We start from the raw sequence: 23,501 nt of genomic DNA, 5'->3' as shown, positions 1-23,501 counted from the left end.
AGCCTAGACCTCTGGCCGGTCGTGCGGGCTCTGCGGCCCGGGGTGTCCGAACCCTTCCCGGGGTGACTGACCGGGAATGGGGGAGTACGTACCCTGCGCGCGCGCCTCATTCTCCCGCAGGAGGACGATATCGAATCCCTCGCGCCGGATTCGAAGGTCGACATAGAGCAGAGCGGTGACGCCGGCCTGGAATGCGAAGCCAATGGCCGTGAAAACCGCTGTCACGGCCTGAACGATCAGGAGCACGGGCAGTGATTCGAGCAACGCTGCTTCGGTTGAGGCGGGCGCCGACGTGAATGATCCAAAGCCGAAAGCCAGGAATGAGACGGGCGCCGCAACGACCTGCGTGATGATCGAGACGATGATCGATGTCAGTACCAGGATGCCGAAGGTCCGCCACCAGTTCCCGGTGGTGAGGGTCCATGACCGGCGAAGCGCCGCGATGGGCCCGACGCCCTCGAGCATAAGCGCCGCGGGGGCCATGATCCACTTGATATTGAGCCAGACGGCAACGGCAACGGCGGCCAGTACACCGACCACGACAATTGCTATTGCCGCGTCCTCAAGGGCCAGTGACAGGCCAACAAGAATCACCACGAGTACGCCAACGGAGACGGTCCAGAGAAGGAAGAGCATTGCCCCGAGCCCTATGAGCGGGAGGATTCTGCGCCCGGCGAGCTTCCACAGCTCGGCGAATCCAGTGCGCTCATCGAGGACGGCGCGGGCGATCGGAATGATCAGCACGCCCTGGAGAATGAGAACGCCCACCGAAGTCAGCAGAATGAGGACGGAACCGACGGAGAGAGCTGACGCTACAAGCCCGGTGACCTCCGCCGACGAGGCGGAGATGGGGTCGAAGGTAGCGAGGGACCCGGTGAGTCCGATCGTGAGCAGAACAGTAAGGACAGCGACGATTACCTGAAACAGGATGGCCGTTCCGAAGGTGGAGAGCGGGTTGCGGCGGCAAGCCTGGAAGGCGCCGTCCAGGATCTCGCCCAAACCGAGCGGACGAAGCGGAATGATTCCGGGTTTCGGCGGAACCTGATACCCGTGGAACTGGCCGGGCGGGGGAACGGGCCATCCGGGGTTCCCGTGTGGCGCTGCCTGCTCCGAGGGCCAAGCCTGGTTCTGCCCCCACGTCGGTTGCTGGTTCTGACCCCACGGTGCTGGTCCGGAAGGGGACTGCCATGGGCGGTCCTCAGGTTGGTCTTCCGGAACGTTTCCGCTCATCCCTATCCCCTTACACCGGTCTGTTGGTCACTGCGCCCGTACAGGAGCCGTTTACACGCGACCTCTTATGCGCAGCCTCTGATTGCCCCTACACCGAGAACTATAGTTATCGGAACTGACGTTTCCGGCGTCGAACCGATGCTGTGCAGGCGGCCGGGTTCTATTGTTCTGCATCGGACCGGCTTTCCCTCGTACTTTTCGCGAATTTGCCCGCAAATCGTCCTCTAGGATGACAAAGGCGGGCAAGCCGCGGGTGCGGGATGCGCGCCAATGCGACATTGGTGGGGGCAATGGGACAATATGGGATTATGAAGGCACGCATTTTGGTCATAGACGACGACGAAGCACTGGCTGAGATGATCGGCATTGTTCTGCGGAACGATGGCTTCGATCCGGTGTTTTGCGCCGATGGTGCGCAGGCGGTTGATGTCTTCAGGAGTACCAAGCCTGATCTCGTCCTTCTGGACCTCATGCTTCCGGGGATCGACGGGATCGAAGTTTGTAGGCAGATCCGCAACGAATCAGACCTTCCCATTGTCATGCTCACCGCCAAATCGGACACGTCCGACGTCGTTCGCGGACTGGAGTCCGGCGCGGACGATTACGTACCGAAGCCCTTCAAACCGGCCGAGCTGGTTGCACGGGTCCGCGCCCGCCTGCGGCCCGGAGATCAGAAAGCACCCGAAACACTGCGCATCGGCGAGGTCAGTATCGATGTTGCAGGACACTCGGTCACCAGGGCGGGGGAGCCGATCTCCCTGACGCCGCTTGAATTCGATCTACTCGTTGCACTGGCGCGCAAACCCTGGCAGGTCTTCACGCGGGAGCTCCTGCTGGAGCAAGTGTGGGGATACCGGCACGCAGCGGACACCCGGCTCGTTAATGTCCATGTACAGCGGCTTCGATCCAAGATCGAAAGGGATCCTGAGGCCCCGGAAATCGTACTGACCGTTCGCGGCGTCGGATATAAGGCGGGACAAGCGTAATTTGGAATGGCGTGTAGCCCAATCCCTCAGCTCGGCGTCAAGTGGTGCCGCGCGGGGATGGGGATGGATTCAGTCCATCATGGCGCAAACCGCAAGGCGCTGGCGGCAGTCACTGCTGTTCAGGACCGTGACCTCCACCCTGGTGCTCACCGCCGTCGCGCTGGTGGCCGTTGGAGCGTTCCTCTCCAGCCAGATTGCGAACGGCCTCTACCAGGAGAGGTTGGAGCAGTTCAAGGCTGAGGCAAGCGCCGGCCTGAGCGAGGTCAAGCAGATTTTCGCACAGACCTCGGTCACTGACCGTGAGTCGACCGCGCAGCTCGTCCGCGACACGCTCCCCAGCCTGGAGGGCGGTGGCGCTGACGCTCCCCGGCAGTATTCGCTCAAGAGCGTTCCCAATCAGGAAGGCCCTATCTTCGTTTCGCCGTTCGCAAGTTCGAATCTTGTGGAGTCCTCCGCTATCCCTGAAGAGCTCGCGGAAGCCGTCCAGAACGGTGACGCCCAATACTGGTCGCCGATCACCCTCGCGACGTCCGCCTCGGGCACCGAGTTCGACGTGCCGGGTATCGCTTTCGGAACCAAGGTCACTCTTCCTCCGGATCAGACGGAATACTCGCTGTATCTGATTTACGACCTCTCCTCCATGCAGGCCACCCTTGATTACATCCACGGGGTCACGTGGATCGGTGGAACCCTCTTGCTGGTAACCATCGGCGCGATCGTCTGGCTCGTCACCAGAAGCGTGGTCGGGCCGGTCAGCCACGCTGCGCTGGTGTCTGAGAAGCTGGCAGCGGGTCAGCTGGAGGAGCGCATGGAGACCCAGGGCGAGGATGAGGTAGCCCGGCTTGGAGCCTCCTTCAATCACATGGCAGCCAGCCTGCAGGACCAGATCACCCAGCTGGCCCAGCTCTCCCAGATGCAGCAGCGGTTTGTATCGGACGTATCGCATGAGCTACGGACTCCCTTGACCACCGTTCGCATGGCCGCCGAGGTCCTCCACGAGGCGCGGGAGGACTTTGATCCGGTCAACCGGCGCTCGGCCGAAATCCTGTACAACCAGGTGGAACGCTTCCAATCGCTGCTCGCAGACCTCCTTGAAGTTTCACGCTTCGACGCGGGGGTGGCTGTGCTGGACGCTGAGGCCACTGATATCTTCCAGCTCGTCCACCACGTCATTGATGGAGCACGCCCGCTCGCCGAGAGCCATAAGTCTGAGATCACTGTGATCTCGAATGAAACGAAGTGCGTCGTAGACGCGGACCCTCGACGCATCGACCGCATCTTGCGCAACCTCGTTGTCAACGCCCTCGAGCATGGCGAAGGGAAGCCCATCAATATCTACATAGCATCGAACCCGGATGCCGTGGCAGTGGCAGTAAGGGACCACGGAATCGGCATGACTCCGCTCGACGCTGCGCGGGTGTTCGACCGCTTCTGGCGTGCGGACCCCGCACGGGCCCGCACTACAGGCGGAAGCGGTCTGGGGCTGTCGATCGCAACTGAGGATGCGCGGCTGCACGGCGCCTGGCTTCAGGCCTGGGGATCTCCGGGGGAGGGCTCCTGCTTCCGTCTTACCCTGCCCAAGCGGCGGGACTCGGTGCTGAAGGTTTCGCCATTGCCGCTACCCCCGCGGCAGGCTGCGCTCCCACCAGGTCCGGCGGCATCTCCGACGACACCGGACGCCGTTCCTACCCTTCATGGCGCGGGCGGGAGCGAGCTATGAACGCGTGGCCCCGCTTGCAGCGAGTCAGCATACTGATCCTGCTCATCTCGCTGCTCAGTGCGTGTTCGTCCATCCCCAAAGCAGGGCCGATCGGCACAATCGAGGCTACGGCCGAGGATGAGTTGGGTCCTCGCTTTGTCAACGATCCGCCACCGCCCCGAGAGGGTGCAAGCGCGGCTGAGATACTCGACGGTTTTCTTTTTGCCGGCATCGGCGTCTCCGACAACTACAGTGTGGCGCGGTCTTTTCTCACTCCCGCCCTGGCAGAGACATGGGAGCCCGAAGAGGAAATTACCATTTACCGGTCGGACTTCAAGATCAGTTCTACGCCGACCGAAGGTGAACTGCAGCTTCAGCTCGAGGTAGCCGCCTATATCGATGGATCGGGTATCCGTCGCAATGTGGCAGCGGGAACCACGGAATCGATCACCGTCCAATTGGAACAGGTTCAGGGTCAGTGGCGCGTCGCGGAGATACCGAGCGGGATCATGATTTCCGCCGCGGACGCCGAGGCGTTCCTGCAACCGCATGAGCTGTACTTCTACAGCAGTAGTTATCAGTATTGGGTTCCCGATGTCCGGTGGTTCGTGAACCGCCAGGGTATTGCGACCAACATCGTGCAGTCGCTCATCGACGGACCGGCGCCGTATCTGCAAGGCGCAGTGACCAGCGCATTCCCCGAAAACGCAGCACTGGCTGTGGAATCGGTACCGATTGAATCCGGCACCGCAACCATCGACTTCACCCAGGACATCCTGACGGCTGCCGACAATCTGCGGCGTCAACAGATGGAACAGCAGTTGAGGGTCACCCTCACCGGCCTTAATACAGTCAATTCGGTGGAACTCAGGGCAGGGCAACCCATCGACATCGATATTGATCCAGACCTGGTTCTTCCCAAGCAGGACCCGGCTGTGCCGAGCCAACAGATAGTGATCAGCGATAACGAGCTTGCCTTCTTCCAGGGCGGTCAGCTCACGACGGAGGACGGCGTCCCCTCCGTCTCGGAGTTCGACCCGGTTGATCCCGCCATGTCCTATGACACGAGGAATTTCGCCTTTCTCAACGGTGACCGGACGGAACTCATGGCGACCGGCCTCGAGCAGAATGTCCGGACGGTCGTTACCGGGTCAAACCTCACCCACCCCAGCTATGATCCTGCCAACTGGATCTGGACGGCCGGCACCGCGGGAGGGCGGTCCTATGTCCGCGCCGTTCCGCCGGGCGGAAGCGCCGGCAACGCCATCGAGGTTCTCACCGCTTGGCTGGGTAACCGCACGATCAGCGAGATCCGCATCTCGCGCGACGGCGCGAGGGCGCTCATTGTGGCGCAGCAATCGGGTAAGAGTCAATTGCTGTTGTCTGGGGTGAGCAGGAGTGAGGACGGAGTGCCCCAGGCGTTGAGCGATCCCATCTCCCTCAACCCCACCGGAGCCATAGACACAGCGAAATGGGTAACGGAAACTTCCGTCGTCGTCGCTGATACCGCCAACGAGGGGGCGGTGACCGCCACCTTGATTCCTTTTGCAGCCAGCATCGATGAATACTCTCCGCTCGAAGGGCTTGAACACCTGAGCGCGGGCACAGGAAGCACCAACGTGTTCGCTCAAAGCGGCACCAGTATCTTCGGCGTCGTCGGTAATGCCTGGACAGACCAGGGCGTCGTAGCGCGGGACCCGTCGTTCGCAGGCTGATCGCCCTTTTCGTTGCGTTATCCACAGGCCCGTCTAATAAAGCAACCTAACCGCCTGGTCCATGGCACGGTGTAGCAATGTGGCGAGAAGATATTGCGCGCAGCCTTGACCGAATGAGACTGCATCCCGGTTGGAACAGGGTTGTGGGTGCGTTGCGGGAGTTCTGGTCCCTGATCTTTCCGACAGAGTGCGTGGTCTGCGAGCGCCCTGACAGCTCTCTCTGTCCCGATTGCGCGGCGTTTCTGCGACGCGCAACCGTGCGGCCTTTTCGGGCTGACCAGGGCGCGGAGGGCCTGCCCGAATCCGAAGGCGCGCAGACGGCGGTTGCAGCGGGCGGAGCTGACAGCTTCTCGCCGCTTCCGGTCATTGCGGCCGGGCCGTACGCCAAAGCGGTGTCCGCAGTCCTGCTCGCTTTCAAGAATCACGGTCACACCGACATTGCCCGGTGGCTGCAGGCCGCCCTCGCCGGAGCGCTGCACGAGGCCAGATGGACGCTTTGCCCTGATTCGCCGGAAGTGCTGCTGGTCCCGGTTCCAGCGCGCGCAGCGTCGATCCGGCGTCGCGGTTATGATCCGCTGACCCTGCTGCTTGATGCACTCTCCAGGCGCCGCGAGTTGCCGGCAGGAACCACCATCGCTCCCGCGGTACGCATCAGTATTCGACCGGCACTACTGTGGACGCGGATCTCAGGCGGCCTGTCACAGAAGGCCCTCGGCAAACGGGGCCGGCGACAAAACCTCCTCGGCAGTATGGAAGCTGCGCCCGCAACGCGGAACGTCGGAATCGCCCGGCCCTGCATCGTTGTGGACGATGTTCTGACAACAGGAGCCACCATCGCCGAAACCGTGCGCGTGCTGCGCGCCTCCGGCGCGGTGGTGGCAGGCGCCGTCGTTATCGCGGCCACGCCGGCCCCGAGCGGGAAGGATGCAACGACGACGGCGGTCCTCCCAGCGGTCTCGAAGGTACCTCCCAGCGAACCCGCCGAAAAAAACCGGTGGGTAGGGGTGAATTCAAACAACGGGTGAACTACCGTGAAGTATGGGTATCACAACGAAGACAGTTACCCATCGACAGCGGCTGGAAGGAGCGGATCCTCGGCCGCTGTTGTGTCACCTGAGCGATTTTGGAGGGCACTATGGAATTCATGATCAACGGACGAAACCTCGCTGTTTCTGACCGGTTCCGGGAATATGCGGAAGAGAAGATCGACAAAATCGAACAACTGGGGGACAAGGTCCAGAGGCTGGACGCGAAGGTAACGAAGGAGCCGAACGCGCGCCAGGCAGACAGCGCACTCACCGTGGAGCTCACCGTGATGCAAAAGGGTCCTGTGATCAGGGCCGAGGCGTCGGCAGCGGACAAGTTCGCAGCCTTCGATCTGGCGTACAGCAAGCTGCTGGAGAGACTGCGCAGGGCCAGGGACCGGCGCAAGGTGCACCATGGAAGGCACACACCCGTCGCAGTCCGGGAAGCGACTGCCACCCTTGAACCCGCCAGCACGGAACAACCGATCTACGCGGCTTCTTCCAACCACACGGGCAGCGATCCAGCTCAAGCAGCTGATCAGACCGGGTACGAGGTTGAAAGCGACATCCCCGCTGGCGATTCGCCGGTACTGATTCGCCGCAAGGTCTTCTCGGGAGTTCCGATGAGCCTTGATGATGCCGTCGACAATATGGAACTTGTCGGGCACGCTTTCTATCTTTTCGTTGACTCACAGACAGGGGCGCCTTCGGTCGTCTATCGTCGTCAGGGGTGGACCTACGGAGTGATCACTCTCGATTCGAAATGCGCGGACGGGCCGGAAGACCCGCATGAGGAACTTGTCGCTTACCGTTCACGTGAGTCGGCAACCGCTTAGCGTCTGAGCGGGAATCTATGATCGAACAATGACCTCCTCCCTGACTCTCCTCCAGGCACGTCGGATCGCACTGGAGGCGCAGGGACTGGCACGGGAACGGCCCACCAATACCCCGGGAACGCGGGAGGTGGGCCGTATCCTTGCCCAGCTGCAACTTCTGCAGATCGACTCCGTGAACGTGCTCTCCCGCAGCCACTACCTGCCGCTGTTCGCACGGCTCGGACCCTACGACCGCACGCTGCTGGATCGGCTTTCGTCCCGTGCGCCCCGGCGTCTGGTGGAGTACTGGGCCCACGAGGCGAGCCTCGTCCTCCCTGAACTCTTTCCCTACCTCGTCAGCACCCAGAGCCGAAAATGGGCGAGTGCATCCTCGCTGCCCACTGAAGTGCGGCAGGTCCTCAGTAACCGCATCCTCGAGCTGCTAAGCGCAAGCCGCCCACTCACCGCGGCCGAGGTACAGGACCGCATCGGCCATTCCGAGCAGAAGAGAACGGGCCAGTGGGGCTGGAACTGGAGCTCCGCAAAAAGGGTGCTTGAGGACCTCTTTCAGCAGGGGCTCATCTCGTCCGCAGGACGGACTGCGCAGTTCGAGCGGCGCTACGCACTGACAGAAAAGGTGATGCCTGATCCGGCTCTTGCCAACCTCGACATACCCCCAGCAGATGCCTACCTTCACCTGACGGAGCGCGCAGCCCGGGCACTGGGAATCGGTACCACCCGATGTCTGGCAGATTATTTTCGTATTCCCGTGAAAGCCGCGACAACCGCCGTCCATGTGCTGGTGCAGCGCGGAACACTGATTCCTGTATCGGTTGCGACGTGGAAGCAGCCCGCCTACCGCTATGCCGGATCTGTTCTTCCACGGGCTGCCACCGGAAGGGCATTGCTGAGTCCTTTCGACTCATTGGTCTTTGAACGGCGGAGGCTTGAATCGCTGTTCGGCTTCCACTACCGCATCGAGATCTACACGCCGGCTGAGAAGCGGACGTATGGCTACTACGTGTTGCCGTTCCTTCTTCGTGATTGCATGGCTGCTCGGGTGGACCTCAAGGCGGACCGGGCGCAGGGGCAGCTGCTGGTGAGAGCGGCGCATGGTGAGCCGTCGATGCCCGCGGACACCGCCGTCGAACTGGCGGCGGAACTCGTTCTCATGGCCGGATGGCTGGGACTGGACGAGCTGATCGTGGAACCGCGAGGAAACCTGTCGGCCCAGCTGGCTGCGCAGATGGCCGAGGAATACGCGGGGAACTAAATCGAGGGACGGTACGTCTCTCACGTAGACTGAATTCGCCAGGAAACGGCGTACCTAGATTGGGAGCAAAAACCAGTGCCATCACTTCTTGAACGAGTCCTTCGTACCGGCGATAAGAAGACACTGAAGCAACTCCGCAACTACGCCGACGCGATCAACGTACTCGAAGATGAGTTCCGCGCCCTCAGCGACGAGGAATTGCGCGGGGAGACCGATAAGCTGAAGAAGCGCTACGAGGACGGGGAAACCCTGGAGGCGCTCCTGCCCGAGGCATTCGCTGCCGTGCGGGAAGCGGCCGGGCGCACACTGGGGCTTCGTCATTTCGACGTTCAGCTGATGGGAGGCGCTGCGCTCCATCTGGGCAACATCGCCGAAATGAAGACCGGTGAAGGAAAGACCCTCGTCGCCACCGCGCCGGCTTACCTGAACGCTCTCACCGGCAAGGGCGTCCACATCGTCACCACAAACGACTACCTGGCCGAGTACCAGTCCGACCTGATGGGCCGGGTTTTCCGTTTCCTTGGATTGAGCTGCGGCTGCATCCTGTCCAAGCAGGATCCTGCCACCCGGCGCGCACAGTACGCATCGGACATCACCTATGGCACAAACAATGAGTTCGGATTCGACTACCTCCGCGACAACATGGCCTGGAGCGCCGGCGAACTGGTCCAGCGTGGACACAACTTCGCGATCGTCGATGAGGTTGACTCGATCCTGATCGATGAGGCGCGGACGCCGCTGATTATTTCCGGGCAGGCCTCGGGTGATGTGAACCGGTGGTATACCGAGTTCTCCAAGGTGGTTACCCGCCTCACTCGGGATACGGATTATGAAGTTGACGAGAAGAAGCGCACCGTCGGTGTTCTTGAGAGCGGCATTGAGAAGGTTGAGGACTACCTCGGCATTCACAACCTCTACGAATCAGCCAATACGCCGCTGATCGGCTTCCTGAACAATGCGATCAAGGCGAAGGAACTTTTCAAGCGGGACAAGGACTACGTCGTTTTGAACGGCGAGGTCATGATTGTCGATGAACATACGGGTCGAATGCTTGCCGGTCGGCGCTACAACGAGGGAATGCACCAGGCGATCGAGGCCAAAGAAGGCGTTGAGATCAAGGCGGAGAACCAGACCCTCGCCACGGTCACACTGCAGAACTACTTCCGCCTGTACAACAAGCTGTCGGGCATGACCGGTACTGCGGAGACGGAAGCCGCTGAGTTCATGGGAACTTACAAGCTGGGCGTTGTGCCCATTCCCACCAACCGGTCCATGATTCGCGAGGACCGCTCGGACCTGATTTACAAGAATGAGATTGCGAAGTTTGATGCCGTCGTCAAGGACATCGTGGAGCGGCACGAAAAGGGACAGCCGGTGTTGGTGGGTACAACGTCGGTTGAGAAGAGCGAGTACCTCTCCAAGCAACTCGCCAAGGCGGGCATCCGGCACGAGGTACTGAACGCGAAGAACCATGCCCGTGAGGCCTCGATCGTCGCGCAGGCGGGCCGCAAGGCTGCGGTGACGGTGGCAACCAATATGGCCGGTCGCGGTACGGACATCATGCTCGGTGGTAATGCCGAGTTCAACGCGGTGGCCGCTCTCGAGAAAAAGGGCCTGCATCCGGCGGAGAACCCAGAGGAATACGAGGCTGAATGGCCTAACGCTCTCGCCGCGGCAAAAGACGCGGTGGAGGCAGAGCAGGAGGAAGTCCGGGATCTCGGGGGGCTCTATGTGCTCGGAACGGAACGGCACGAATCCCGGCGTATCGACAACCAGCTGAGGGGCCGCTCCGGTCGTCAGGGCGATCCCGGAGCGTCTCGTTTCTATCTCTCCCTCACCGATGATCTGATGCGCTTGTTCAACTCCGGCGCTGCGGAGCGGATCATGAACAGTTCATCGATGCCTGATGACGTTGCGCTGGAATCGAAGTTGGTCTCCAAGGCGATTGAGAACGCCCAGGGCCAGGTGGAGGGACGCAACGCGGAGCAGCGAAAGAACGTCCTGAAATACGACGACGTCCTGAACCGGCAGCGTGAGGCAATCTACAGCGACCGCCGGCGCATCCTGGAGGGCGATGACCTGCACGAGAAGGTGGAGCACTTCCTCGAAGACGTAGTCACGGCGATGGTGGATGAGGCGACCGCACAGGGCCACGGCGACGACTGGGACTACGAGCTCCTCTGGACCAACCTCAAAACGCTCTATCCGATCAGTCTCACTATCGACGAGGTAGTTGAGGAAGCCGGCAGTAAGTCGAAAATCACCCGCGATTTCCTGCACGCCGAGATTCTCTCCGATGCGAAGGTCGCCTACAAGCAGCGTGAAGAGTCGCTCGGCGAGAAGTCCATGCGGGAGTTGGAGCGCCGCGTTGTCCTGTCTGTCATTGGCAGGAAGTGGCAGGAGCATCTCTACGAGATGGATTATCTGAAGGAAGGCATCGGTCTGCGTGCCATGGCACAGCGCGATCCGCTCGTGGAGTACCAACGTGAGGGATTCGTACTGTTCCAGGCGATGATGGAAGCCATTCGCGAGGAGAGCATCGGCTACATCTTCAACCTTGAGGTTGAAGTAGCGCCGGCACAGCGGTCGGGACTGCCTGGCGTGGCAGATGGCCGCGGGCTGGTGGACACCCCGACAATCAAGGCTGCAGGTCTTGAGGAACCTGAGCGCCCTGCCAGCCTGGCGTTCACATCACCCAACGCTCAGGGTGGCGTGGAGACCCGGGTCGAAAGACGGCGCAGCGAGGCTGATGATGACTCCGCTAAGGGCGGTCGGGCGGAACAGCGCGCTGCTGCCAAGCGCCGCCGCAAGTAGCCGTTTGGCGGTGGTGCCAAATCGGAGGACGTCATCCGATTTGAAGTTCGGTGACGCGCCACTGGCCACGCCAGCGCTCGATCCGCAGGGCGATTGCCCTGGCGCGTTGTTGCTCTGCTGCGACAACTGAAACTTCGAAAATTGAGGCAGTGATCGGGCAAATGCGCACGCTTCGAATGAGGACGTTGCGATGAAGGCGTGAGGCGCTGCTACCGGTTCTTCCGCCAGATGCGGATCCTCGTGTTTGTTCGATGCTGCGAACCAGATTGGAACGCAGCTGAAGACGCTCATAGCTGCGCGCGTCGAGCATCCTTGCCATCTGCTGCAGCGGTCTCGTTCCGCCGAGAACCTCGAGGGCACCCCGGGCGACCTTCCTGGCCAGGGTCTCGAGCTCGTCCGGGATCACCGGTTCCGGGCTCGGCATCGGGGCAGGCGGCCGCGGAAGCGAAAGTACCGTTGCTTCATCTGTCCGGCCAAGGGCCGTTGGGTCATGGAGCAGGAGAGGGCGCGGCGCGCCGCTTACCTTCGCAAGGGGCGCAACGTCGGCGGTGGTGGGCAGATGGGAGATGGCGCTCACGTGGTTTCCTCGTTTCATTTCGATGCCGGTGAAGCACCCATTGGCGGATGGAGTATCTGTCCGGGCAGAAGCAGCTCCGGGTTGTCTCCGATAACGTCCCTGTTCGCCGCATACCAATGCGGCCAGATCTCGGCTACTTTCGCGTCCGAGGCTGCCGGACCCAGATGCCGGGCAGTCAGGCTCCACAGCGAGTCGCCTGGCTGCACCACCATTTCTTCCGGTCCCGCACCTGGGGCAGACCCACTGTCGCGCGGGTCTTTGACCAGCAGGCCTCCAGCGGTGGGTTGCGCGCTTGGTTGCCAGGAAGGTTTGAGTACTTGTGGTGCTTCAACCGGTACCCATTGAGGGTTCAGGTTGGAGATCTCCTCCCCACCGTTAGCCTGCCCACCGTTAACCTGCCCAGCGGAAGCCTGCACAGCGGCGGATGACAATGGAGCTACGGCAGTTCCAGCATGTGCGCACGGGACCGTGATCAGATTGACACCCAGAGCCAGGCAAGCCGCCCGCCGCATGAAGATCGGAGCAAGAGATCCGATCCGCTGCGCGGCTTGTGGACGGCCCTGCCGGCGAAGCAACTCCGCCAGAATGGCGAAGCAGAAGCTGAGACTCCACCATGCCAGGACCAATGCGCCAAGGATGGCGACTCCCGCGCCCACCACTGTCGACAAACCGCTCCCGGTAGTGGAGAGCGCCTGAGCCTCCGCCAGCGTCTTCCCACCGAAAGCCAAAGCGCTGCCGAGCAACAGAATGGCAAGGACTGATCCTGTTTCCATCCACGTCGATTTCATTCCAACTCCGTTTGATGCAGTTTGATGCAGTTTGATGTGTTCGATAGGACTTGTCTATCGTGGATCGTGTTGAATGTCTACTGGTTGACCCGGTGATTTCATCGACCGTAGGCTGGTCCGATGCGCTGGACAGCACTTTTTGACGATATTGAGGCGCAGCTGGAAGCTGCGGAGCGGATCGCCGGCGATGCTGAAGTCGCGGACCGTGTTCGTCGTGAACAGGGTGGAGTGACCATCGCTGACCGCGTCCGCGGTCAGCTTGGTTTCGTTCTCAGGGTGGAAACGTCAGGCGGGGGGAAATTTGACGGTGAGTTGACCCACGTCGGCTCGGAGTGGCTCGTCCTGAGCAAAGCCCCAGCGGAAGTGATAGTTCCCCTCACCGCCATCAGTCTTATCGGGGGCCTGGGTCGCAACGTTGCCGTTGGAACTTCGCGCGTAAGGGAAGGACTGGGGCTTGGATCCGCCCTACGAACTCTCGCCAGGGACCGTGCACGCGTCATCGTGCACCGGGTCGAGGGGAGCCCACGGATCGAAGGAATCATCGACCGGGTGGGTAAGGATTTTCTCGAGATTGCGGCGGTTTTGCCCGGTGAACTGCGGCGATCGGCGAGCGTTTCTGCCGTCTACGCTGTTCCCTTTGCGGGAATCGCTGCGGTCTCCTCGAGTTGACCGTCTGAGCGCGGTGCCCAGCAGGCACCGCGCTCAAACATCGGCGGAGCAGGTTCCCTAAAGTTCCTGCTCCACATGTATGCCGTCCTTCACGCTTGCTGCTGTTCTCTGGTAGGCGCGTGCGATGTAGTCCTCGAGTACCTGAGTCTCCACCCGCCATTGCCCACGGCCGCCAACCTGGATGGCTGGAAGCTCACCAGAGCGCACCAACGCGTAAGTCTGCGACGACGAGATATTGAGCACCTCGCCTACATCGGCCAGGGTCATGAACCGTTTCTGTGCCACGAAAGCCGCCTTCCCTTCGTTCCACGCAGGAAACCCTTCTGTCCCATCTTGCCACCCCTGAGCACTTCGGATCTCGATATCCACAGTTTGCTGCCAATTTGTCCTTTTGGTTTCCATTTGTTCGGACACTGCAACAGAATTACTTCGGGCGCGACTCCGTCGACGAGTTGCGTAGATGATTGTTAAGAGCGGGGAACAGGGGAACAACACGTGAGTCTCAAGATCGATAGTCCAGCGAGCACAGGAGCGCCGGTCCGTCTGCGGAAGCCGTCGTGGAAGGACCCTCGTCTTCTCGTCGGGATACTGCTCGTGTGTGTGTCAGTCGTTGGTGTGATCGCGCTCGTCGAAAGTGCAAACAAAACTGTCGCGATCTATGCCGCGCGAGGGGATTTGCCGGTTGGTTCGGAGCTCACTGAAGAGGATTTCCGCATCGTGCCGGTGCGGTTGGGGGAGGTCGAGGATTCGTACAGAATGGTCAGTGAAGGCCTTCCGGAGAACGCAGTTGCTTTGAGGCTTATCTCTGCGGGAGAACTGCTTCCTGCCTCCGGCCTAGGAGCGCCGGATGCCCTCGACCGTAAACCGGTAGGTTTGACCATCGAGGATCCGCTGCCCGCCGGAACCGCCACCGGTGACCGCGTCGACGTCTGGGTGTCACCACGCGGCGAGGGCAACGGCTTCGGCGCTCCGGAGCTGCTGCTTGAAGGTGCCGAGATCTATGACTACGCGGAGGAGGACTCCGCGCTGGGAGCCACCTCTTCTGCCCGCGTTTTCGTGCTGGTCGCTGATGAGACTCTTCCTGCGCTCCTTGATGCGCTGTCCAATGAGGCGAGGATCGCCGTCGTCGTTAATGCAGGTGCGCAGTGAGTATCCCAGTGGTAACGCTCGGAAGTTCCGCCAGCGACTGCGTGCCCGGTCTGGAACAGCTTCGCGGTCCAGTCACTGTGGTTCGGCGCTGCGCTGAATTCGCGGACATGATTGCGGCTTGCCAGACGGGGATCGCGCGGGCTGCAATCATCGCCTTCGATGCAGAAGAGCTCACGGCCTCGCTGGTGGAACGCCTGCGTACCGCTGATGTGGCCGTCGTTGCCTTGACCGACGACGACGACGCAAGGGAACGGCTGCGTGCGCTCGGGGTACGGCATCTTGCCTCCTCTGCGCCCTCCGTAGTCCTGGCAGATGAGGTTGCCGCCGCCGTTGCGGATCTCGAATCACAGCGCACGGGAAGCCTGATCGGTTCGTTCGCGGATACTTCACGTGCACTGGCGCCCCAAGCGCCGTCCCGGTCCGAAGAAGTCGAGCCAGATGGGAACGGCATCGTGTTCGCTGCGTGGGGCCCCACCGGTGCCCCGGGCCGCACCACGGTAGCGGTCAATGTTGCAGCCGAACTGGCTGCGACAGGTTCCCGCGTCCTGCTCGTCGACGCCGACACCTACGGCGCGAGCGTTGCCGCGTTCCTCGGACTGCTGGATGAGTCAGCGGGCATCGCCCAAGCCTGTCGCCTTGCAGATCAGGGCGTCCTCAACGCAGCGGCGCTGGAGCGAATCTGCACCAAAGTGGCACTCGACGGGCACGCACTCTTTGTCCTGACCGGCGTCACCCGCGCTGATAGGTGGGCGGAGGTGAGACCGTCCGCGCTTGGCCTTGTTCTGGCACTTGCGCGTTCGATGTTCAATTTCATAGTGATTGACTGTGCATTCGGTCTCGAAGCGGATGAAGAATTGAGCTTCGACACCCTAGCCCCGCGCCGGAACGGGGCGACGCTGCGGTGCCTTGAGCTGGCGGACGAGGTGTATGCAATCGGATCCGCTGATTCGGTTGGGGTTCCCCGCCTTGTGCGGGCGTTGACCGAGCTGGATGAAGTGGTGCCCACACTGACGCCACGGGTCGTGTTCAACAAAGTACGGGCAGCGTCGGTGGGCCGTTCGCCCGAGCGACAGCTTCGCGAGGCATGGGAACGCTTTGGTCCGTCCGTTCCTATTTCAACTTTCCTGCCCGCCGACTTCGAGGCTGCTGATGACGCCCTTCTCAAGGGTTCGACGCTGCGGGAAGCGGCTGCAGCCTCACCACTTCGCCAGGCGATCGCCTCACTGGTTGATGCACCGATTGAACAACGGCGGCGCGGCTCTACTAGGCCAACCTCCAACGAAATGAAGTTTTCCAGCAACGGCGTTAGGCTTCCACAGTAAGGGGGTCGCGAAGGGGCGGCCTTTCATTTCGTTACGGAGGCGGTTCATGTCGTCTGGATCCAGCACCACGGAACAGTCCAGCTCTGACACATCATTCACCGAGTTCATCCAGCACTACTACCAGCACCTCGCGGATGACGATGCCGGCACCTATTCGCCGGACGCGCTGACCAAACGGGCGCTTGAGCACCGCTCGGTGGCCGCAATCCGGTCCACGGGTGAGGCGCTTGTCGGGGTCTTTGACCAGGACGACGCGAGCATAGTCATGATCGTCACTGACGATATGCCTTTCCTCGTCGACTCCGTGACAGCGGAGCTGGTGCGCCAGCAAGCGGCCATCCGGCTGGTAGTGCACCCAACTTTCGTCACGGTGCGTCACCGGTCATCCCACGAGCTCATGCGGCTGCGACGGGTTCCGTCCTCAGCAGGTTCATCGAGTGGAGATACCGCGGCACTTCCAAACCTCGCCGATCTGGTGGCCGAGAGTGACGTCAGTGCGCACGTCGAATCCTGGATCGCGGTCGAGATCGGCCGAATCAGCGACGAGAAGCGGCGTGCAGAGATTATTGAAGGCCTGCAGCGCGTCCTCACGGACGTCCGCGCTGCAGTTGAGGACTGGGCGGCGATGCGCAGCAAGCTGCGCGAAGTGTCATCAACGCTGCAGCAGGTGCCGGCAGATGCCGGGATACCAGGTCTTGAGCAGGCGCAGGAGCTGTTGGCGTGGCTGGACGGGGGGAATTTCACGTTCCTCGGCTACAAGGAATACGACCTCGAGACAGAAAATGGTGAGGACGTTCTCCGCGTCCGTGAAGACAGCGGGCTGGGCCTGCTGCGTCACCCGATCGATGGCCGGCCCGTCCAGCATCTGACGCAGGCTGGCCGCGCCAAAGCCCGTGAGAAGCAGCCGCTCGTCATTACCAAGGCCAATTCACGCTCGACGGTACACCGCGCGGCTTACCTCGACTACATCGGCATCAAGCGGTTCGACAGCCAGGGCAACGTATCCGGTGAGCGGCGGTTTATCGGATTGTTCGCCACGAGCGCCTACACCGGATCCGTTCGCAGCGTTCCTATCGTCCGGGACAAAGTGAATGAAGTGTTACACCGTTGCGGGTTCCCTTCGGACTCGCATTCCGGTAAGGACCTGCTGTCCATTCTCGAGACGTACCCGCGGGATGAGCTGTTCCAGGTTGATGTCGATGACCTCGTCACGACGGCCATGGGCATCCTGAGGCTGCAGGAGAGGCGCCGTACAAGGCTGTTCCTCCGCCCGGATACCTATGGACGGTTCATGTCCGCACTGGTATACCTCCCTCGGGATCGCTACACAACCAGCGTTCGGCTGCGCATCGAGGATGAGCTGCGGCGTACATTCAAGGCCGAGTCCATCGATTACGAGGCGCGGATGAGTGAATCCGCCCTCGCGCGTCTGTTCTTCCGCATCCGGCTTCCCAAGGGTGCCGAAGTAGCCCACGTTGAGGTTGCCGAGCTTGAGCAGCGCCTCGTGATGGCTGCCCGTTCCTGGTCCGAGGGCATCGATGAAGTGGCACGGACCCGGTTCAACCGCCGGGATGCAGATCGATTCTCACGCCTGTGGGCTGAGGCGTTCCCCGCTGCCTATCGTGTTGATTACGAAGTGGAGGACGCGCTCGAGGACATCGAACGGTTCGCCGCCTATGACCGGATGGATACAGCCGGTCCGATCATGCATGTCTACGTTCCATCAGGTGCAGGCGAGCATCTGGAAGAGGACGCGCGGCTCAAGTTATATCTCACCGAGCCGAAAAGCCTCAGTCAGATCTTGCCGTTCCTGCACAATCTCGGTCTGGAGGTGCTCGACGAGCGTCCCTTCGAGATTGAACGTTCCGACGGCCGGGACTTCTTCCTCTACGACCTCGGCTTGCGTTACCCGCAGGGAATTGATCCAACAGGTACGGGTGAACTGTTGGAGGAGGCGTTCGCCGCCGCCATGGCTAATGCCAGTGAATCCGATTCATTCGATCGACTCGTCCTGAAGGAAAACCTACGCTGGCGGCAGGTAGCCATTCTTCGCAGTTGTGCGAAGTACATGCGGCAAATGGGCAACATGAACTCATACGGGTTCATCAGCGACACTCTGCTGGCCAACCCCGGGGTAACGCGCAAGCTGATTGCGCTCTTCGAGGGACGCTTCGATCCCGACCTCAGTTCCGGACAGCGCGAAGAAACGACGGCTCGCGTGCGTCGCGAGTTGGACTCTGACCTGGAGCAGGTTCCCACTCTTGACGCTGACCGGGTGCTTCGCACCTTCGCCAACGTCATCGAAGCGACACTGCGCACAAACTACTTCCAGGACCAGCACCACATCAGCTACAAGCTGAACACTGCTGCCATCGAGGGAGCTCCGCATCCGCGCCCGAAGTTTGAAATCTGGGTGTACTCACCTCAGGTCGAAGGCGTTCACCTACGTTTCGGGGACATTGCGCGGGGTGGACTGCGTTGGTCCGATAGGCGCGAAGACTTCCGCACAGAGATTCTCGGCCTTGTAAAGGCCCAAACGGTGAAGAATGCTGTGATCGTTCCGACTGGTGCGAAGGGTGGTTTCTACGCCAAGCAGTTGCCTGATCCCGCACAGGATCGCGCAGCGTGGATGGCAGAGGGCCAGGCAAGCTACCGCACGTTCATCCGCGCCCTCCTCGACATCACAGATAACCTCGTGACTACAGAGGACGGCGAGCAGGTTGTTCCACCCGAAAGGGTGGTCCGGCATGATGGCGACGACAGCTATCTTGTGGTGGCCGCGGATAAGGGGACAGCTTCCTTCTCAGACATCGCCAACGAGCTTTCCGCTGAATACGGCTTCTGGCTGGGCGATGCCTTCGCATCGGGTGGTTCCGTTGGGTATGACCACAAGGCAATGGGCATAACAGCCCGCGGGGCGTGGGAATCGGTAAAGCGACACTTCAGCGAGTTCGGGGTGGACACACAATCCGAAGAGTTCACAGTGGCCGGTGTCGGTGACATGAGCGGAGACGTCTTCGGTAACGGAATGTTGCTCTCGACGCACATCCGCCTCGTAGCGGCTTTCGATCATCGCCATATTTTTCTGGACCCCAACCCCGACGCATCGAGATCGTTCGACGAGCGCAAGCGGCTCTTTGAACTTCCGCGGTCCAGTTGGGCCGATTACAACCCGGAGCTGATCAGTGAGGGCGGCGGTGTATACGCGCGTCACGTGAAATCCATACCGGTTTCGGCGCAGGTCCGCGAGGCACTCGGTCTTGATCCCTCGGTGACGAGCATGAGTCCGCCGGAACTTCTCCGTGCCATCCTCAGCGCTCCGGTTGACCTTCTGTACAACGGCGGTATCGGCACCTACGTAAAAGCCTCCACCGAGTCACACGCAGATGTGGGCGACAAGGCAAATGATGCCATCAGGGTCGACGGGAACCAGCTGCGTGCACGCGTGGTCGGCGAGGGCGGAAACCTCGGAATGACCCAGCGCGGACGCATCGAGGCGGCGCTGAAGGGAGTAATCCTGAATACCGACGCAATCGACAACTCAGCAGGCGTGGATTGTTCTGACCACGAGGTCAACATCAAGATATTCGTTGACCGGATGGTACGCATGGGTCGCCTCGGCGAGGAGGAGCGCACAGAATTCCTGCACTCGATGACTGAGGAAGTGGCCGAACTCGTTCTTCAGGACAACATCGACCAGAACGTGCTGCTTCTCAACGACCGCCAGCGGGTACTGGAATGGAGCCCGAGCTTCGAGCGCTTGATGGACTGGCTGGAGTCCCATGCAGATCTCAACCGGGAACTGGAAGCTCTTCCCACCACGGTCGAGCTCAGTTCACGGGTAGAAAGCGGACAAGGCCTTACCGCGCCGGAGTTGTCGGTCCTCGCCGCCTACGCCAAGATTGAGCTGACCAAGGCGCTGACCCGGAGCGATCTCGCTGATGATCCCTGGTTCAAGGGAACTTTGCGGCGTTATTTCCCCAGGCAGGTGGTCGAACGGTTCGACGAGGAGCTGGACACCCATCCGCTGCGCCGCGAGATCATTTCGACCGTCATCGCGAACGACATGGTCAATATGGGCGGAATCACCTTTGTTTTCCGCGTGATGGAAGAAACATCGGTGAACGAGTCCGTCGTCGCACGTGCCTTCGTTGCACTGCGGGAGATCTACGAACTGGACCACATCGTCGAAGCTCTTTCGGAGCTTCCTCCAAGCTTTCCGACTGAGCACTGGACCACGGTCCACCTCGATGTGCGCAGGTTGCTTGACCGGGCTGTGCGGTGGTTCGTCAACCACGTTGGCCGTGGCACAACAGTGGAAGAAGATATCGCTGCCTTCAAGCCGCTGCTCGATCCGCTGCGCACCAAGCTCGTCAACTACGTGCGCGGCGGGGACCTGGAACGGGTGCGCAGCTGGTTCCAGCGCGCTGAGGAGTGGGGACTGCCCGATTCGATTGCGCAGCACTGGGCGGAGCAATTCGAGTCATTCGGCCTGCTGGACGTTGCGCTCATCTCGCGTCGCGTCGATGAGCCGGTCGAGCGCATCGCCGAGGTCTACTACGCCATTTACGACCGCTTCAATGTGGATAACCTGCTTGAGCGCATCACTTCATTGCCCAGGGAGGACCGCTGGCAGGCGCTCGCTCGCGCTGCGCTCCGCGATGATCTCTACTCGACTGTCTCTGAGATGACCGTGTCAGTCATGAACAGCTCATCGCATCTCGGATCGTCAGACGCGTCCAGCAGGCTCCAGGAGTGGGAGAACCTCAATGCTGAGCACCTCGACCGGGCAAAGAAGATGTTCGCCGAGGTGAATCAGCTTGAACGCGATGACATGGCATCCCTCTCAGTTGCACTACGCTTGCTGCGTTCAATAGTGCGGCAGTAAGGGAGACATAGGTGGCAATCTTCACCGACCCGATCCGGGAACACTCGGGTTTCGCGCCGGGTGATGCTGAGTGGCTGCACCTGTTGGTGGGGGACTGGCAGATGGTTGCCGACCTCGCGTTCGCTGACCTTGCACTGTGGTTTCCCCTGCACGACGGCGGCTACGTTGCCTTGGCGCATGTGCGTCCGTCAACGTCGCACACAGTGTTCCATAGCGACTTCGTCGGTGAACGGATTCGTGCTGATCTTCAGCCATTGGTTGACAAAGCCTGGGAGAGCCAGAAGATCGAGCGTTCCGGGGAAACGAACTGGACCACGGAAATGGCGATGCGTGTCGAAGCAGTTCCGATGGTGCGCAACGGGAGAACACTCGCCGTCGTAACCTCCCACATGGACCTGTCGAGTTCACGCATGCCATCCCGATTGGAGCTGACCTACCGCCAGTGCGCGTATGATCTGCTGCGCATGGCAACCCTTGGCCTATGGCCCGATTTTGCTACGCCCACGGGGTCGAGGCGTGGTGCTCCACGCGTGGGCGATGGACTGATCCGGCTCGATGTCGACGGCGTGGTGCAGTACGCCAGCCCGAACGGTGTCTCGGCATTCCGCCGGCTGGGTGACGTTGAAACACTCGAAGGCCGCCCGCTTGCCGAAATTGTCACATCCCTGTTGACGGACCGGCGGGTGGTCGACGAGACGCTTCCCCTGGTGCTGACTGGAAAGATGCCCTGGCGGACTGAAATCGAATCAAAGGGCGTAAGCCTGTCCCTGCGTGCAATTCCGCTGCGTGACGAAAAGGAGCGTTTCGGCGCCCTTGTGCTCTGCCGCGATGTGTCAGAACTCAGACGCCGCGAAATGGAGCTGGTGTCGAAGGACGCCACCATCCGAGAGATTCACCATCGAGTGAAGAATAATCTGCAAACGGTAGCGGCGCTCCTGAGAATGCAGTCGCGTCGGATGGTGAGCGATGAGGCAAAGCAGGGCCTCGAACAGGCGATGCGCCGAGTCGCCACCATTGCGCTGGTGCACGAGACGCTATCGCAGGGTCTCTCCCAGAGCGTGGACTTTGACGAGCTCATCGCGCGCCAGTTCCGTCTGTCCGCTGAAGTAGCGTCGCCCAACCAGGCGGTGCGTACTGAGCGGGAAGGCAAGTTCGGCGAGCTACCCAGCGACTTCGCTACCCCGCTCGCGCTGGTCATCAACGAGCTGGTGACGAACGCCGTCGAACATGGGCTGGCGGACCAACCGGGTACGGTGTGGCTGAAAGCCAACCGAAGCGTGGGCGACGACGGCGAGATGCTCACTGTGTCGATTATGGACGACGGCGCCGGGCTGCCCTCCGAAGGGTACAGCGAGGGGCTGGGGCTGCAGATCGTTCGGACGCTGGTGATGAGCGAACTCGGCGGAACGATTGAATGGACCTCCCGTGAGGGAGGAGGCACGGTCGTGACCATTGAAATGGGCGTCCCGGGAGCGCGTCGGAAAACGGGAGCTTCCGCGCCCACTCCGCAGAGGAACTGACGGTCGGCTCACGAACAGAGGCACCGCAGACTGAAGGAAAGGGAGGGCATCCGCCGGATGCCCTCCCTTTCCTTCGTCTGTTGAGCGCGAAATTATCAGCGCCGGTTTCTCAGGAGGCGCGACGCGCGCGGGCAGCCCGGCGTTTGAGCGCGCGGCGCTCATCTTCGCTGAGACCGCCCCATACTCCGGCGTCCTGACCGGATTCTATTGCCCATTGGAGACAGGTATCGATGACCTGGCAACGGCGGCAAACGCTCTTCGCTTCTTCGATCTGAAGCAGGGCGGGCCCTGTATTGCCGACCGGGAAGAACAGTTCCGGGTCTTTGTCTAGGCAGGCAGCGCGGCTACGCCAGTCCATGCTGATCACTTTCTCCTTACGACTCGCTAGGTTTGTGAAAACATTCACGAGGGGTGTCATAGTAAAGGGGGCCACTACGGCCCCCGCATTTTCCTTCATTAAGGCTGTCACGTTACGAAGACGCAAACAAGGGGTAGCCGGAAGGTAATTGCCTCAAACCATGAGGGATGCGTCACACAGTTGACATCAGGCAAAGCAGTCGTAGCTGTGATCGACTATGTCCGGTAGGGTGCGACTGTGTCAAGACCCGTACCTCTGCCTCAGCACGATGGAATAGCCCGGCCGGTGGGCGTGACTATCATCGCGGCAATCCTGCTCTGCGAAGCGGCCGCTCTTCTCGCCGTCGCCGGGTGGTTCGCTTTCGGCCTCATGACCAGTACGCCCACCTCGCTGGGCGGTGCAATATTCATGCTGGTGCTGTTGCTTCTCTTTGCAGGGTGGCTCCTCACCGTGGCCCATTTCCTCTTCCGCGGTTACCGGTGGACACGATCAGCGGCCCTCGTGTTTCAGTTCTTCGTGATCGTTGTGGCAGTACCCACGCTGACCGGTGGAATTCTTTGGGTAGGTCTTTTGCTTCTGGTTCCCGCGGTGGTGGTCGTGCATCAGCTCTTCACCCGCTCGGTGGTGGCCTTCACCACCGCTACCAGTGATGGCACACCGACGTTGTGACGGG

18 protein-coding genes are annotated in these 23,501 nt (G+C 61.2%); 13 read left to right on the top strand and 5 right to left on the bottom strand.

All coding sequences use genetic code 11. The features are described from left to right. Positions 1–3 precede the first annotated feature (3 nt). Complete coding sequence (locus AC1MBU_RS12720) at positions 4–1,230, bottom strand: DUF7847 domain-containing protein (protein ID WP_277358342.1); 1,227 nt, start codon at positions 1,228–1,230, stop codon at positions 4–6. Between the two features lie 308 nt (positions 1,231–1,538). Here AC1MBU_RS12720 and mtrA point away from each other — a divergent pair, with 308 nt between their 5' ends. The 7 genes from mtrA (at position 1,539) to secA (ending at position 11,557) form a co-directional block, all read left to right on the top strand. After that, positions 1,539–2,216, top strand: a complete 678-nt coding sequence (gene mtrA, locus AC1MBU_RS12715) for an MtrAB system response regulator MtrA (RefSeq protein WP_056549723.1) — start codon at positions 1,539–1,541, stop codon at positions 2,214–2,216. Positions 2,217–2,295: 79 nt separating this feature from the next. After that, entirely contained in the window at positions 2,296–3,936 is a 1,641-nt protein-coding gene (mtrB, locus tag AC1MBU_RS12710) for an MtrAB system histidine kinase MtrB (protein WP_471671909.1), read from the top strand. Beyond that, a complete protein-coding gene (locus tag AC1MBU_RS12705) occupies positions 3,933–5,630 on the top strand; it encodes an LpqB family beta-propeller domain-containing protein (protein WP_479787367.1) in 1,698 nt (565 codons plus the stop codon). The genes mtrB and AC1MBU_RS12705 overlap by 4 nt, the downstream gene beginning before the upstream one ends. 113 nt (positions 5,631–5,743) lie before the next feature. After that, the gene (locus AC1MBU_RS12700; RefSeq protein WP_471671907.1) at positions 5,744–6,655 is read left to right on the top strand and encodes a ComF family protein; all 912 of its coding nucleotides are present in this window, start codon (positions 5,744–5,746) and stop codon (positions 6,653–6,655) included. Between the two features lie 110 nt (positions 6,656–6,765). Further along, entirely contained in the window at positions 6,766–7,491 is a 726-nt protein-coding gene (gene hpf, locus AC1MBU_RS12695; protein ID WP_277358346.1) for a ribosome hibernation-promoting factor, HPF/YfiA family, read from the top strand. Between the two features lie 28 nt (positions 7,492–7,519). After that, complete coding sequence (locus tag AC1MBU_RS12690; protein WP_346027076.1) at positions 7,520–8,743, top strand: winged helix-turn-helix domain-containing protein; 1,224 nt, start codon at positions 7,520–7,522, stop codon at positions 8,741–8,743. A 75-nt stretch (positions 8,744–8,818) separates the two neighbouring features. Continuing rightward, positions 8,819–11,557 (top strand): preprotein translocase subunit SecA, encoded by a 2,739-nt coding sequence (gene secA / locus AC1MBU_RS12685; RefSeq protein ID WP_277358348.1) that lies wholly within the window; start codon positions 8,819–8,821, stop codon positions 11,555–11,557. Positions 11,558–11,588: 31 nt separating this feature from the next. On the opposite strand, the gene AC1MBU_RS12680 is transcribed toward secA, so the two are convergent. Together AC1MBU_RS12680 and AC1MBU_RS12675 are read right to left on the bottom strand one after the other, a co-directional pair. Continuing rightward, on the bottom strand, positions 11,589–12,134 hold the full coding sequence (locus tag AC1MBU_RS12680) for an Rv3235 family protein (RefSeq protein WP_277358349.1): 546 nt from the start codon (positions 12,132–12,134) through the stop codon (positions 11,589–11,591). Between the two features lie 14 nt (positions 12,135–12,148). Continuing rightward, positions 12,149–12,922, bottom strand: a complete 774-nt coding sequence (locus AC1MBU_RS12675; RefSeq protein ID WP_471671905.1) for a LysM peptidoglycan-binding domain-containing protein — start codon at positions 12,920–12,922, stop codon at positions 12,149–12,151. 120 nt (positions 12,923–13,042) lie between these two features. Between AC1MBU_RS12675 and AC1MBU_RS12670 the strand changes: the two genes are divergently transcribed. Further along, the gene (locus tag AC1MBU_RS12670) at positions 13,043–13,591 is read left to right on the top strand and encodes a hypothetical protein (RefSeq protein ID WP_479787364.1); all 549 of its coding nucleotides are present in this window, start codon (positions 13,043–13,045) and stop codon (positions 13,589–13,591) included. 57 nt (positions 13,592–13,648) lie between these two features. On the opposite strand, the gene AC1MBU_RS12665 is transcribed toward AC1MBU_RS12670, so the two are convergent. Continuing rightward, complete coding sequence (locus AC1MBU_RS12665) at positions 13,649–13,876, bottom strand: helix-turn-helix domain-containing protein (RefSeq protein WP_277358352.1); 228 nt, start codon at positions 13,874–13,876, stop codon at positions 13,649–13,651. Positions 13,877–14,086: 210 nt separating this feature from the next. Between AC1MBU_RS12665 and AC1MBU_RS12660 the strand changes: the two genes are divergently transcribed. Genes AC1MBU_RS12660 through AC1MBU_RS12645 form a run of 4 tightly spaced genes read left to right on the top strand, consistent with a single transcriptional unit; the run spans position 14,087 to position 22,470 of the window. Next, on the top strand, positions 14,087–14,740 hold the full coding sequence (locus AC1MBU_RS12660) for an SAF domain-containing protein (RefSeq protein ID WP_277358353.1): 654 nt from the start codon (positions 14,087–14,089) through the stop codon (positions 14,738–14,740). Continuing rightward, a complete protein-coding gene (locus tag AC1MBU_RS12655) occupies positions 14,737–16,062 on the top strand; it encodes a CpaE/TadZ family protein (RefSeq protein WP_277358354.1) in 1,326 nt (441 codons plus the stop codon). Before AC1MBU_RS12660 ends, AC1MBU_RS12655 begins: the two co-directional genes overlap by 4 nt. Positions 16,063–16,108: 46 nt before the next feature. Continuing rightward, positions 16,109–20,950: an NAD-glutamate dehydrogenase gene (locus tag AC1MBU_RS12650; RefSeq protein ID WP_479787360.1), complete on the top strand. Its 4,842-nt coding sequence runs from the start codon at positions 16,109–16,111 to the stop codon at positions 20,948–20,950. A gap of 11 nt (positions 20,951–20,961) precedes the next feature. Beyond that, positions 20,962–22,470 (top strand): sensor histidine kinase, encoded by a 1,509-nt coding sequence (locus tag AC1MBU_RS12645; RefSeq protein WP_471671901.1) that lies wholly within the window; start codon positions 20,962–20,964, stop codon positions 22,468–22,470. Positions 22,471–22,579: 109 nt separating this feature from the next. Here AC1MBU_RS12645 and AC1MBU_RS12640 read toward each other — a convergent pair whose 3' ends face one another. Then, positions 22,580–22,828: a WhiB family transcriptional regulator gene (locus AC1MBU_RS12640; RefSeq protein WP_056549944.1), complete on the bottom strand. Its 249-nt coding sequence runs from the start codon at positions 22,826–22,828 to the stop codon at positions 22,580–22,582. 285 nt (positions 22,829–23,113) lie between these two features. Between AC1MBU_RS12640 and AC1MBU_RS12635 the strand changes: the two genes are divergently transcribed. Beyond that, positions 23,114–23,497, top strand: coding sequence for a hypothetical protein (locus AC1MBU_RS12635; RefSeq protein ID WP_346027071.1), 384 nt, complete (start codon positions 23,114–23,116; stop codon positions 23,495–23,497). Positions 23,498–23,501: the final 4 nt, after the last annotated feature.

The sequence above is a fragment of the Arthrobacter sp. PTI12 genome (assembly GCF_056679915.1).
This window is presented reverse-complemented; position numbering and strand designations above follow the sequence as displayed.